The organism is Photorhabdus akhurstii (genome assembly GCF_019090985.1).
Lineage (GTDB): Bacteria > Pseudomonadota > Gammaproteobacteria > Enterobacterales > Enterobacteriaceae > Photorhabdus > Photorhabdus akhurstii.
This window is the reverse complement of the sequence record NZ_CP020335.1, coordinates 5,224,773-5,238,728: the sequence shown is the minus strand read 5'-3', so window position 1 is coordinate 5,238,728 and position 13,956 is coordinate 5,224,773. Positions and strand designations below refer to the sequence as shown.

General features: G+C 44.3%; 10 protein-coding genes and 1 tRNA gene. 4 read left to right on the top strand and 7 right to left on the bottom strand.

Annotated elements, in window-relative coordinates; genetic code table 11:
• Positions 1 to 136 precede the first annotated feature (136 nt).
• The 4 genes from B0X70_RS22415 to pepA form a co-directional block, all read right to left on the bottom strand.
• The gene (locus B0X70_RS22415; RefSeq protein ID WP_217470436.1) at positions 137 to 910 is read right to left on the bottom strand and encodes an amino acid ABC transporter substrate-binding protein; all 774 of its coding nucleotides are present in this window, start codon (positions 908 to 910) and stop codon (positions 137 to 139) included.
• Positions 911 to 1,338: 428 nt separating this feature from the next.
• On the bottom strand, positions 1,339 to 4,236 hold the full coding sequence (locus B0X70_RS22410) for a valine--tRNA ligase (protein ID WP_217470435.1): 2,898 nt from the start codon (positions 4,234 to 4,236) through the stop codon (positions 1,339 to 1,341).
• Positions 4,237 to 4,249: 13 nt separating this feature from the next.
• Positions 4,250 to 4,699 carry a DNA polymerase III subunit chi gene (locus B0X70_RS22405; RefSeq protein ID WP_046395764.1) on the bottom strand — a complete coding sequence of 150 codons (450 nt, stop codon included), beginning with the start codon at positions 4,697 to 4,699 and terminating at the stop codon, positions 4,250 to 4,252.
• Positions 4,700 to 4,765: 66 nt separating this feature from the next.
• The gene (gene pepA / locus B0X70_RS22400; protein WP_036782446.1) at positions 4,766 to 6,286 is read right to left on the bottom strand and encodes a leucyl aminopeptidase; all 1,521 of its coding nucleotides are present in this window, start codon (positions 6,284 to 6,286) and stop codon (positions 4,766 to 4,768) included.
• Between the two features lie 286 nt (positions 6,287 to 6,572).
• Between pepA and lptF the strand changes: the two genes are divergently transcribed.
• Positions 6,573 to 7,673 carry an LPS export ABC transporter permease LptF gene (lptF, locus tag B0X70_RS22395; protein ID WP_036782442.1) on the top strand — a complete coding sequence of 367 codons (1,101 nt, stop codon included), beginning with the start codon at positions 6,573 to 6,575 and terminating at the stop codon, positions 7,671 to 7,673.
• The gene (gene lptG / locus B0X70_RS22390; protein ID WP_217470434.1) at positions 7,673 to 8,749 is read left to right on the top strand and encodes an LPS export ABC transporter permease LptG; all 1,077 of its coding nucleotides are present in this window, start codon (positions 7,673 to 7,675) and stop codon (positions 8,747 to 8,749) included. The genes lptF and lptG overlap by 1 nt, the downstream gene beginning before the upstream one ends.
• A gap of 84 nt (positions 8,750 to 8,833) precedes the next feature.
• On the opposite strand, the gene ampH is transcribed toward lptG, so the two are convergent.
• Complete coding sequence (gene ampH, locus B0X70_RS22385) at positions 8,834 to 10,051, bottom strand: D-alanyl-D-alanine-carboxypeptidase/endopeptidase AmpH (RefSeq protein WP_217470433.1); 1,218 nt, start codon at positions 10,049 to 10,051, stop codon at positions 8,834 to 8,836.
• A 490-nt stretch (positions 10,052 to 10,541) separates the two neighbouring features.
• Between ampH and B0X70_RS22380 the strand changes: the two genes are divergently transcribed.
• Positions 10,542 to 10,626, top strand: a tRNA-Leu gene (locus B0X70_RS22380).
• A gap of 164 nt (positions 10,627 to 10,790) precedes the next feature.
• Entirely contained in the window at positions 10,791 to 12,053 is a 1,263-nt protein-coding gene (locus B0X70_RS22375) for a tyrosine-type recombinase/integrase (RefSeq protein ID WP_217470432.1), read from the top strand.
• A gap of 127 nt (positions 12,054 to 12,180) precedes the next feature.
• Here the strand turns inward: B0X70_RS22375 and B0X70_RS22370 are convergent, their stop codons facing one another.
• Both B0X70_RS22370 and B0X70_RS22365 read right to left on the bottom strand, forming a co-directional pair.
• Positions 12,181 to 12,390 carry a helix-turn-helix domain-containing protein gene (locus tag B0X70_RS22370; RefSeq protein ID WP_110085856.1) on the bottom strand — a complete coding sequence of 70 codons (210 nt, stop codon included), beginning with the start codon at positions 12,388 to 12,390 and terminating at the stop codon, positions 12,181 to 12,183.
• Between the two features lie 374 nt (positions 12,391 to 12,764).
• Positions 12,765 to 13,927 (bottom strand): IS3 family transposase gene (locus B0X70_RS22365; protein WP_217471794.1). Its coding sequence is split into 2 segments (ribosomal slippage): positions 12,765 to 13,666 and positions 13,666 to 13,927, totalling 1,164 coding nucleotides; the frame shifts between segments, so codons are not numbered across the junction.
• Positions 13,928 to 13,956 lie beyond the last annotated feature (29 nt).

Genomic DNA, 13,956 nt, shown 5'->3' with positions numbered 1-13,956 from the left:
GTGATTTATATAAATCAATATATCTAATGTTTGATTAAAATATTTTCTGGCTGTTTAATTCAACAAGGTTAATAATAAAGTCCCCTGGACAGAGTTTGTCTTTAACTTTCAGGGAACTGTTAAGGGAATATTGCACTTATTCGGAAGGATTATCACCAAAATAGTTAGCCCAGATACGCTGATAGGTACCATCGGTTTTGATGTCAGTTATTGCTTTATCAATAGCAATTTTGAGTTCTGACTCTCCCTGACGAAGTAAGACGGCTGTCAGCCCTGCATCGGGGCTAGTTGCGACAATTTTTACTGGTGCGTTTGGTTTGTGCTTCTTATAGTCCAGATAAGATAGATTATCATTAATAGTGGCATCGGCTCTGCCGGTACTAACCAATTCAATTTCCTGACTAAATCCATTCGTGCCGATAATTTCCGCGCCGTTATCTCTGGCTATTTGAGCGAAGTTGTTGGTTAGAGTATGTGCTGAGGTTTTGCCTTGTAAGTCGCTGAATGTTCTTATGTTATTGTTATCTTTATGAATGATAAGTACCGCTTGCGATGTGATATAGGGGATGGAGAAGTCATATTTTTTCTTGCGCTCAGGTGTAATCGCAATTTGGTTAATTACCGCATCAGAACGTCCCGCATCTAACCCGGCAATCAGTCCGTCCCATTTTCCCTCAATAAATGTTGGTTTGACATTCAATCGGCGTGCAATTTCACGGCCAATGTCGACGTCGAAGCCAGTTAAAATACCGGAGGCATCGTGATAAGTGAATGGTGGATAAGCTCCTTCCGTCGCTATTCTGAATGTGCCGGTGGATTTAATCTTATCAAGGGTTGATTCTGCATTAGCGGAATGTACTAGGCCAAATTGGATAGTACTTGCCAATAATAGGGTAAGAATTGTTCTCATTCTATTTCTCCGGGTTTTTATAAATGAGTAAATTAATTTATTGCTACCTTGATAGTGCTTAATGAAATAAATTATTCATAATAATAAATAATTGAATATTAAATTAGACTAAAATTGCATTATTGTTTACCTTTTTGCTTGTAATAATGTATTTATATGATTTTATTCTCTCTATAATATGCTAACTATAATGATTTATATATAAAATAAAATTATATCATATTGTCATTTAAGATATGTAAATTTAAAAATTAATATTCACTCATGTTAAGGAAGTAGGTATGGTTATTTTCAATATTCTTGATGGCATTTATATGGAATAGATTCAACTTACATCTTATTATTAATTTTGTCGTTTACTATTTAAATTAAAAAGCCACTGACAATGAATTGCAGTGGCTTTGGTGAGAATTTACTTTTTGAAAAGATTACAACGCGGTAATCGTTTCTTTTTGAGCCAGCAGCTTCTCTTTTGATGTATTGCAGCTTGCCAGACGTTCACGCTCTTTGGCGACAACAGCTTCGGGCGCACGGCTGACGAAACCTTCATTTGACAGCTTGCCTTCAATGCTGCCAATCTCTTTATCCAGTTTCTCAATCTCTTTATTCAAACGGCTTAGTTCAGCTTCTTTATCCACTAAGCCAGCCATTGGAATTAATACTTCTGCGCCATTAATCAGTTTAGTGACAGAAATCGGCGCTTCTTCACCCGCAGAGAGAAGCGTGACGGAAGATAAGCGGCCCATTGCCTGAATAAAATTCAGGTTTTCCGCTACACGGCGTTGTGCATCAGCATCGGCATTACGTAGCAGAACTTCCAGTGGCTTGCCTGGTGCGATATTCATTTCAGCACGGATATTACGTACTGCAATAATTGCGTCCTTAATCCATTCCAAATCGTTCAGCGCCAACTCATCAGTTTTCGCTAGATCAAATTCAGGGAATGGTTGCAGCATAATGGTATCTGCTTCAATTCCTTTAACCACTTTCACCCGTTGCCAGATGGTTTCAGTGATAAATGGAATAATTGGGTGAGCCAGGCGCAATAATCCTTCCAGAACCTCGATCAGAGTATGACGGGCGCCACGAACTTCTGCCTCTGAACCTTTGTTAATTGCCGGTTTAGAAAGCTCCAGATACCAGTCACAGAACTGGTTCCAGGTGAATTCATAAAGAATATTGGCAGCCATATCAAAACGATATGTATCCAGTGCTTCACGGTAAGCTTTTACTGTCTGGTTAAATTCAGCCAGAATCCAACGATCAGCCAGTGATAGCGCCATTTCACCGCCATTTTGGCCGCAATCCTGACCTTCTGTATTCATTAGAACAAAGCGGCTGGCATTCCACAATTTGTTACAGAAATTACGGTAACCTTGCAGGCGCTTCATATCCCAGTTGATATCACGACCTGTTGAGGCCAGCGCTGCTAACGTAAAGCGTAGGGCATCGGTACCATGCGCTTCGATACCTGCCGGGAACTGCTTCTCGGTACGTTTGCGGATTTTTTCGGCCAACTGTGGCTGCATCATATTGCCGGTACGTTTTTCTAGCAGATCTTCCAGAGAAATACCGTCAACCATGTCCAGTGGGTCAATGACATTCCCTTTGGATTTGGACATCTTCTGACCTTCTTCATCCCGGATAAGACCGGTCATGTAGACAGTCTTAAAGGGAACCTGAGGTTTGCCATTTTCATCTTTGATGAAATGCATGGTCATCATGATCATGCGAGCAATCCAGAAAAAGATGATATCAAAACCGCTCACCAACACATCGGTTGGGTGGAAAGTTTTCAACGCCTCGGTTTGTTCAGGCCAGCCAAGGGTAGAGAAAGTCCATAAACCGGAAGAGAACCAAGTATCCAGTACATCTTCATCTTGGTTTAAAGCGATGTCTGCGCCCAGATTGTTTTCACGGCGGACTTCTTCTTCACTGCGACCAACATAAACATTCCCGTTGGCGTCATACCATGCCGGAATACGGTGGCCCCACCATAATTGGCGAGAGATACACCAATCCTGAATATCGCGCATCCAGGAGTAATACATATTTTCATACTGCTTAGGTACAAACTGGATATCGCCATTTTCAACGGCTTCGATAGCCACTTTCGCCAGAGGCGCGGTACGGACATACCATTGATCAGTCAGCATGGGTTCAATAACCACACCGCCGCGGTCGCCATAAGGAACAGTCAGATCATGAGGTTTAATTTCAACCAGCAGGCCTAGTTTTTCGAACTCAGCAACCATCGCTTTACGAGCCGCAAAACGTTCCATGCCTTGGTATTCAACCGGAATATCAGAGCTGTAAACATCAGAAATTTCGCCATTGGTATCGAAAACTTCGGCTGCATGACGGATGTTGCCATCAAGGGTCATGATGTTGATCATCGGCAGGGCATGGCGCTTACCGACTTCATAGTCATTGAAGTCATGGGCTGGTGTGATTTTCACGCAACCGGTGCCTTTTTCCATATCCGCATGTTCATCACCGACAATAGGAATGCGGCGGTTAACTAATGGCAGAATAATCTCTTTGCCGATTAAATCCTTGTAACGCGGATCTTCCGGGTTAACTGCCACGCCGGTATCGCCTAACATCGTTTCAGGCCGGGTAGTTGCAACGATCAGATAATCTTTCCCTTCTGCGGTCGTGACACCATCGGCCAATGGATAACGCAGATGCCACATAGAACCTTTAACTTCACGGTTTTCAACTTCCAGATCGGAAATTGCAGTGTGCAATTTCGGGTCCCAGTTAACCAGCCGTTTCCCCCGATAAATGAGATTCTCTTGATACAGACGGACAAAGGCTTCTTTTACGGCGTTGGACAGACCTTCATCCATAGTGAAACGCTCGCGCTCCCAGTCAACGGAGTTACCCAGACGACGCATCTGATTGGTAATCGTGCCGCCGGATTCTGCTTTCCACTGCCAGATCTTATCGATAAACGCATCACGGCCATAATCGTGGCGGGTTTTGCCTTCTTCTGCTGCGATCTTGCGTTCAACCACCATTTGAGTAGCAATACCTGCGTGGTCAGTACCGGACTGCCACAACGTATTTTTACCCTGCATCCGCTGATAGCGGATCATGGTATCCATAATGGTTTGCTGAAACGCGTGGCCCATATGTAGGCTGCCGGTCACGTTTGGCGGCGGGATAACAATACAGAAACTCTCACGGCTGGTATCGCCGTTCGGCTTGAAGTAACCACTTTTCTCCCAATGGTTATAAAGAGGCTGTTCAATTTCTTTAGGATTGTACGTTTTATCGAGAGATGGCTCGGCTTGCGTTTGAGTTGCGGGTGTTTTTTCCATTTTATCTTGATACTTAGTATGTTGGCGGCGTTGCCGTGGTCAAATTAAAGCCGACGCTGCGATATGATTTATATCGTTCACGCGCTAACTGTTTCAAATTTTCATCTATAGGAACGAAGTCTATCACTTCATGGAAAGCGGTGGCAAAGTCTGCAAATTGCGGCAACAGATTTATTAAGATATCACGAGGGGCATTTCCCCGTTTTTGCGGCCAACATAACTCAACCGGCGCGCCATATCTTGGCCCTTCGCCAGCAAGATTATGTGGGACGAACTGATGAGGCTCCCGTTGCCATAAGGCTTCATCTAACTTTTCTGCCTGTAGCTGGTTTTCACAGGCAATTAGCACCCGTTTTCCTGCTCGCCATTGGTCGGCCGCAAATTGACATGCCAGCCATTCGTGAGCTTGCAAATCTGCCTGAGGTGGTGGCTGTTCCAGTAAATAAAACGTGGCACTTTTCATAATGTCTCTGTTACGGAGAAAGGGCATTGTCAAATGCCCTTTTGATAAACTAAGAGAGGAATCAAATCAATCGTCGTTATTGATACCGGCACTTCCCGCCCGATTTAACAAGAATTGCGACAGTAGTGCAACCGGGCGACCTGTTGCGCCTTTTGCTTTACCTGAACGCCAGGCCGTACCCGCGATATCCAGATGCGCCCAGTGATATTTTGTTGCGAAGCGAGACAGGAAACAGGCTGCGGTAATCGCACCACCCGCACTGCCGCCGGTATTCGCCAGATCGGCAAAGTTAGAATCGATTTGCTCGAGGAACTCGTCAGTCATTGGCAGACGCCATGCGCGATCACCGGATTGTTCTGAGGCATTGAGTAACTCATGGGCCAGTGGATTATGGTTGGATAACAATCCACTGTAATGGTTACCAAGCGCCGTTATGCAAGCCCCGGTTAGTGTAGCGATATCAATGACCAATTCTGGATCAAAACGTTCAACGTAAGTTAACGCATCGCACAGAACCAGACGGCCTTCGGCATCGGTGTTGAGTACTTCGACAGTCTGACCAGATAGGGTGGTTAAAATATCTCCAGGTCGGTAAGCGCGACCCCCTGGCATATTCTCGCAGCCTGCCATGACGCCGATAACATTGAGTGGTAATTGTAGCTCAGAAACCACTCGCATCACGCCATAAACCGTTGCCGCCCCACACATATCATATTTCATCTCATCCATGCCGCCAGCAGATTTGATTGAAATACCGCCGGAGTCAAAAGTCAGGCCCTTGCCAACCAGAATGATGGGTTTGGCATTTTTATCAGAACTGCCTTTATATTCCATGACTGACATCAGAGATTCATTCTGAGAGCCTTGACCAACCGCCAGATAGGCATGCATGCCTAGCTCTTTCATCTGCTCTTCACCAATCACTTTTGTTGTAATATGGCTATTGGCAGAATCTGCGAGCTGGCGTGCCTGAGAAGCCAGATAAGCTGCATTACAGATATTGGGTGGCATGTTACCAAGATCTTTGGTCGCTTTGATACCGGCAGCAATGGCAAGGCCGTGTTGGATTGCACGTTCACCGCTGGTTAGCTCCCGACGGGTCGGAACATTGAAAACCATCTTACGCAGTGGGCGGCGCAACTCATTTTTATTACTTTTTAGCTGGTTGAAAACATAGAGAGACTCTTTCGCTGTTTCCACCGCTTGGCGTACCTTCCAATAATTATTGCGGCCTTTAACATGCAGTTCTGTTAAGAAGCAAACTGCTTCCATTGAACCCGTTTCATTGAGGGTATTGATAGTTTTCTGAATAATCTGTTTATACTGGCGTTCATCCAATTCGCGCTCTTTACCACAGCCGATAAGCAGAATACGCTCAGATAACACATTGGGAACATGATGCAGCAGCAGTGATTGACCAACTTTGCCTTCTAGTTCACCGCGACGCAGCAATGCACTGATGTAACCGTCACTTATTTTATCGAGTTGTTCAGCGATAGAGGAAAGGCGACGAGGTTCGAAAACGCCGACAATGATACATGCACTACGTTGTTTTTCCGGGCTACCGCTTTTTACACTAAACTCCATGCGTTCTCCTGAATCTTAAAGACAAAGACGGATGCTATCGCTAAAATATAGCGTTCCGCATTAATCTACCCCATAGAAAATTAACTATTTATGTTAAGCTAAACCCACTATTTGTTATTGTTTAGCTAACTATATAAGTATGTTCTGATTGGGAACCTGAATATGGAATGCTTCGATATCATTTTAGCAGTGAGGAAGCCAAACTGATGCACATAATAAATGGTATATATACAATGAAGTTAGCGATTTTCCTGCAAAAAGACAAGTTTTCACAGGCGTAATAAGCGTGATCATCATTAGATATCTAGTACGGGAAACCCTGAAAAGCCAAGTTGCGATACTTTTTATCCTTTTACTCATCTTTTTCTGTCAAAAGTTAGTAGAAGTTTTGGGTGCCGCAGTGGAAGGGGACGTCCCGGCAAACTTAGTTTTATCCTTATTAGGATTAGGTGTGCCTGAAATGGCGCAGTTGATTTTGCCCCTGAGTCTGTTTCTTGGGGTATTGATGACTTTCAGTAAACTCTATACTGAAAGTGAAATAACTGTTATGCATGCGTGTGGCTTAGGCAAGCGTGTGCTGGTAGTTTCGGCGCTTATTCTGGCGTTGTTAACTTCCGCGTTAGCGGCAGTGAATGTCATTTGGCTCATGCCGTGGTCCTCGAAATATCAAGAACATGTGGTGGCTGATGCTAAAGCTAATCCAAGTTTAGCGGCGATCATGGAAGGGAGGTTCAAACCTTCCGACGATGGTAATTTGGTGCTCTATATTGGCAACGTGCATGGCAATAAATTTGAAAACGTATTCCTTGCCCAACTTCGTCCCGTTGATAATCAGCGTCCTTCCGTGGTGATCTCTGATGGTGGTCATATGGTGGAGCGGCCTGATGGCAAACAGGTAGTTATCCTTAATCATGGCACCCGTTATGAAGGTACTGCCATGTTGCGTAATTTTAGGATCACTGAATTCCGTGATTATCAAGCAATTGTTGGGCATCAGACATCAATCGTAGATAGTAATAAAGTTGAACAGAAGTCTATTGTTCAGTTATGGCAGGATGATGATAAAGATTCCCGCGCAGAGTTCCATTGGCGTCTGACTCTGGTGCTTTCGGTACTGATTATGGCCATGATGGTTGTACCCTTGAGTGTGGTAAACCCGCGTCAAGGTCGGGTACTAAGCATGTTGCCAGCGATGCTGCTGTATCTCATTTTCTTCTTACTACAAAGTTCCCTGCGTTCTAACGGTAGTAAAGGTAAATTGGACCCCCTTATCTGGATGTGGTTAGTCAACGGGGCGTATTTGACGCTGGCGTTGGTTCTCAACATTTGGGATACCTTACCGATGCGTAGGATTCGGGCTCGTTTCAAAGACAGAGGAGTAGCCTGATGTTTGGTGTATTGGATCGTTATATCGGGCGGACTATTCTACAGACTATTCTGATGACGCTGTTTATGCTGGTATCACTTTCCGGCATTATTAAGTTTGTTGATCAGCTAAGAAAAGTGGGGCAGGGGGAATATACTACTATTTCCGCGGGTCTTTATGCTTTGTTAAGTGTACCGAAAGATATTCAGATATTCTTCCCGATGGCCGCTTTGCTTGGCGCTTTATTGGGACTTGGTACGCTGGCAACCCGTAGTGAGTTGGTGGTCATGCAGGCTTCTGGATTTACCCGTATGCAAATTGCTGGTTCAGTGATGAAAACGGCTATTCCGTTGGTGATCCTGACAATGGTTATTGGTGAATGGGTCGCGCCACAAGGTGAACAGATGGCGCGTAATTACCGGGCTCAGAAGATGCTTGGTGGTTCTCTGGTTTCAACAACTAAAGGTATGTGGGCGAAAGATGGGGACGATTTTATCTACATCCAGCGGATTGTGAGTGATACAGAGATTAAAGGCGTCAATATCTATCATTTTAGTGATGATAAAAAACTACTCTCTGTAAAGTATGCAGCCAGTGCGGTTTATGATGAAGATAGCGACCTGTGGAAGCTTTCTCAGGTGGAAGAATCTGATCTGACAGACAGCAAAAAAATCACTGGCTCACAACGTATTTCCGCTGACTGGAAAATTCTCCTGACGCCAGAACAGTTAAATGTGGTAGCGCTGGAGCCTGAAGCACTTTCCATTAGTGGTTTATATCAGTACATCAAGTACCTTAAGCAGAGTGAGCAGGAGTCAGGACGTTATCAACTGAATATGTGGAAAAAAATATTTGCCCCACTTTCAGTTGCAGTAATGATGTTGATGGCACTCTCTTTCATCTTCGGACCATTGCGTACCGTGCCGATGGGGGTGAGGATAGTAACAGGGATCAGCTTTGGCTTCCTATTCTATGTACTTAATGAGATCTTTGGCCCACTGAGCCTGGTGTACAACATGCCTGCGGTTCTGGCAGCACTGTTACCAAGCTTATCGTTTCTTATTGTGAGTATTTACTTACTCCTTAAGAGACAGTAGTTTTTAGAAATCGGGGAACCATAGGGATAGGGTTTTTGGCTAAGAAACCCTATCCTGGGCTCTCGATTTTAAGACGTAAAAGGCTTAAGCCTGATGGTGATTCCTCGACAATGCGGTTACCAGTTGATTAACCCCCGTTGTTACGCTACTGAACTGGCTGCGTTGTTTACGAGTAATTACCACAAACACCCCGATATTTTGTTCGGGGATCATTGCCATATACGTATTAAACCCCCCGCCGCCACCGGTTTTCTGATAAATACCCGGTACATCGCCACGGCCATTCATGTAAACCCACCCAAGGCCAACGCCATCTGCCTGACCGGCAACATCCATCCCTTTAATTGAAGCCAGAGCGGAACGCTTAAAATAAATACCTTGTTCGCGACTCGCAGTTTGTTTACGTAACTGACTGTCTGATGATAAAAACTGCTGCATCCAGCGCTGCATATCTTTTGGCGTTGAATAAATTCCACCACTGCCTGCCGCAGCAATCGTATTAAGACACGGACTCGGCTTATAACTTTCCATCAAACGAGCACACTGAGAATGGTTTGGTGTCAGTGTAGTGTCTTTCATGTAATAAGGGCCAGTGATCTTATCGTATAACAAACGGGTGTATGGCTTACCTGTAGCCTTAGAGAGCGCATCTGCCAATAAATCATAAGCCAGATTAGAATAAGATGCTGTTGTGCCTGGTGCGGAGTCTAATTGAGCTGTCTTTAACCAAGTCCAGCGGTTGACTTGTGTAGGCCAGACAAAAACAGGACGCCCCCATCTACCTCCCGGTTGCTCACGAGGTAAACCACTGGTATGGCTTGCCAGGTGGAATAACCGGATAGGTTGAAGAGGGCCGTACAGGGGCACTTTCACGCCATAATAACTATAATCCTGCAATGGATCGGTGGAGCGTAGAACCTCATCCTCTTCGAGCTTGATCATAATTTCACTGGTCATCAACTTAGTTAGCGAGGCAATACGAATGATTGAATCGGGCTTCGGACGGATGCCGCTTCCCGGACGGGTTTCACCGAAACTGCGGTAAACCGTCTGATTATTATCAATCACCACCATCGCCATGCCTTGCGCATTGCTGCCGTTGAAAATATCCTGTGCATACTGATCAACCAACTGTGAAGCCAGCTTTTTAGTTCTCGCATTTCCTTCGAACACTTCCCATTTCAATGGTTGTTTCTTCGGTTGCAGAAACTTTGCCGAATATGTTTTATCAGAAGAAGAACAGGCTGCGAGAGCCAACATCATGGTAGAAACAGAGAAGATCTTAAAAAACTGTTTATTCATTTTGAATTGACCAATCAGGCATACTTCCGGTGAATACAGGAACAGGATAGAGAAACCAGCAACAGCTACTTATTCTTTTTAAACAATGCCATCAACGCACCAATGACAATGCCCAAAAAGATCCCGGCGCCAATCCAGCTAATAATCGTCATAACCATTTACCTCATAGCGAATTATCATGTTGAGATTATATAAGTTGATTATAGGTTGTCTATCAGCGTCAGGTGGTTCGGCTAACGATGATTGTAAAAACTGTCTCGGGGGGAGTTGTTTTTTCTCTGTTATTGTAGAGAAGGCGCTATTTCAGGTGGAAAAGATATTGCTAGGTGTATTTATTTAGAGCTTTTATGTTCAGTAATTGAACATACATTTGTGTTGAGAGATGGGTTTGATCTTTTTTTCAACACTTAAACCAAAGTTAGAAGGATAACAGTTGCTAACAGATCGCTGACAGGTATAATGGCCCTCGTTTTCCGCATACTACTTCAGTGCCGAAGTGGCGAAATCGGTAGACGCAGTTGATTCAAAATCAACCGCCTTCGGGTGTGCCGGTTCGAGTCCGGCCTTCGGCACCATGACTATGTTCATAGCAGTTCACCAAAGTCCACTTATCCAAGAAAACTCCTTATAAATCAAATAAAATAGTCTATCAAGGTCTATTATCGTCCGTTGCAATCCACATATCTGTGGGGGCATAATTGGGGGCATCTTCCGATTCGATTAATAATGTGCCCCCAACATGAAACTCAATGCCAGGCAAATAGAGGCAGCAAAGCCAAAAGATAAAGCCTATAAACTCGCTGATGGTGGCGGGTTGTATCTGGAAATTACTCCGAGAGGTTCAAAATACTGGCGTATGAAATACCGCCGACCTACTGATAAAAAAGAAGACAGGTTAGCATTTGGGGTTTACCCGGTAATTTCTCTTGCTGATGCCAGAGCTAAACGTGATGAGGCTAAGAAACTGATAGCTAATGGTATAGATCCCAAAGCAACACAGAAAGAGACTCAAGCTGAGGCATCAGGCGAATTCAATTTTGAAACTATTGCTAGGAAATGGCACTCCAGTAATAAGCGGTGGGGTGACTATAACCGGGCGCGTGTACTGCGCAGCCTTGAACAATACATCTTTCCTCATATTGGTAAAATTGATATCCGTCAGTTAAAGACTAGTCATCTATTAGTACCTATCCGAATGGTGGATGATGCAGGAAAGCATGATGTAGCTCAACGGCTCCAACAGCGGGTAACTGCTATCATGCGCTATGCCGTACAAAATGACATTATCGACAGTAATCCGGCTATAGATATGGCTGGGGCGCTGACCATGCCTAAAACTAAACATTATCCTGCATTGTCATCCAATTGCTTTCCTGAATTATTGGAACGTATAAGTCATTACCGTGGCAGGAAAATTACACGTTTAGCGGTGGTACTGACTTTACTCACTTTTGTACGTTCTAGTGAGTTACGTTTTGCACGATGGGATGAAATTGACTTTAATAGTTCAGTGTGGGAAATACCTGGTCAACGAAATCCAATTGAAGGAGTTCGTTATTCTTACCGTGGCATGAAAATGAAATCAGCCCATATTGTGCCGTTGAGTAATCAGGCAATAGATATCTTACAGCAACTTAAAGAGCTTAGTGGGGACAATGAACGGCTTTTTCCCGGCGACCATGATCCTAATAAAGTTATGAGCGAAAATACGGTAAATAATGCATTACGAGTGATGGGATATGATACAAAAACGGAAGTATGCGGGCATGGTTTCCGAGCGATGGCTTGTAGCGCTTTAGTTGAATCAGGGCTATGGTCAAAAGATGCAGTTGAAAGACAAATGAGCCACACAGAGCGTAATGGTGTCCGAGCTGCTTATATCCATACATCTGAACATTTGGAGGAACGGCGATTAATGATACAATGGTGGGCGGATTATTTGGATCAATGTAAAAAAGAATTTATTGTTCCTTACGTTTTCTCAAATAAAAATAGTAAATAGTCATATAGAAACACATTAATTGACTGTATAAAAAAGCCCACTTTGAATAGTGGACAATAGATGTCTTGAGTTAATAATGTTTTTTTAAGAATTATAAAGTCTCTCTGGTATGGATATTTTAATGCCGTTATTTTTCATAACGGGAAGGCCAGATAATTTCAGGTGCAACTCCCAATGCATTAGAAATAATTCTTTCTCCTTTAGGCCAGAGACGTGTCAGTGCATTTGCCAGTGTGGATAAAGCTAGTCCAACGTTCCTTGATAAAGCGGCTAATGTTATTCCTTTCTTTTTCAGTCCGGCAATAATATCGGCTGGATGCCAATCCTGTTGAATCATATTTTATATTTCCCTGAGTGGTGACATAAAATAATTATCCTTTCATGGACTCTATCTGTAAATAGTTAAAGTTAAAAAAACACCATTATTTTATTACTTCCCACATTTAAATAAAACTCCCCCACTGATTACCCATTTTATTTTTCTTTAAATAAAGATAAGATGATTTTCTAATTATAAAATAATGTGAGTGCTCTATTGGATATTAATAAATGGGATGGTGTTAAGCATACATTATGAATGAATTAAATAGCTCTATACCGACAGAAGGAAAATACTTACTCTTCCCCCATTTTATCCCCCACAACGTATGGATTTTTATTGCCCCCACATTGATATTATTAAAATCGCTTGAGGTGTTGTGGTCCACTAATTTAGGACACATTATTAGCCTTTTTCCAGAATTCCTCTTTCTCTACCGGGGTAGCGCCATTATTAAAGCGGTGAGGACGGCACTGACTGTAATAACCCATCAGCCATTGGCCGATATCACACCTTGCCGACATCTCATCCGGATAGCCCCCTTCCGGTATCCATTCACTCTTCAGACTTCTGAACAACAGTTCCATAGGGGCATTATCCCAACAGTTTCCGCGTCGGCTCATACTCTGTATGACCCCTTCTCTCCATAATAACTGCCGGTAACGCTTACTGCTGTATTGACTTCCCTGATCTGAATGAAATACCACTCGCTTTTCCGGCCTGCGTATCTCCAGTGCATGACGTAGTGCCCGACAAATCAGCTCTGCGTCTGCCGTTGATGACATCGCCCAACCGACGACACGACGTGAATACCAATCCATCACCACCGCCAGGTAACTCCACCCTTTCCCCGTGCGGATATAGCTGATATCCCCGCGCCAAAGGATGTTCGGTTCCCCGGGGATAAATTCACGTCTTACCCGGTTCGGTGACGCCACTGACTCCTCAGGGCAAATCCGATAACGATGTCCCCCCGGCTGGCGACTTATCAGACCGGACTCTTTCATCAGACGACGCACCTTCCAGCGACCTATCGGAATACCGGCTTTTCTCAATTGGTACATTAACGTGCGACTCCCCGCCGCCCCACGGCTGGCTGAGTGCAGTTCCCTGAGCCGCACCTTAATTTTCAGTCGGTTATCATCAATCCCTTTCCGGCTCCCGGCATAATAAGCCCTACGAGAAACATTCAAGAGACGACAAAGGTCAGTGACCGGCCAACGCCGACTTAGCCGTGTGATTAAAGCGTAAACTTGCCGGGGGTTTCGCTCATCAACACGGCAGCCTGCTTTAAAATGGCTTTCTCCATTTCCAGACGCCTGACCTGGGCTTCCAGCGCTTTAATGCGCTGTTGTTCAGGTGTCAGCGCGATACCGGAAGGGGTAATCCCGTTCAGTTCGGCCTGATATTGTTTTATCCACTTGCGCAAGGTGCTGGGGTCGAGTTCGAGAGCCCGGGCCACATCAGGCACACGTTGCCGGTGTGTAATAACTTGTGTAATCGCCTCCAGCTTGAATTCCGTGGAGAAGCGACGTTTAGTTTGATGTTTGATGATTGTTCATAGACTACACCTCAATTGACTGT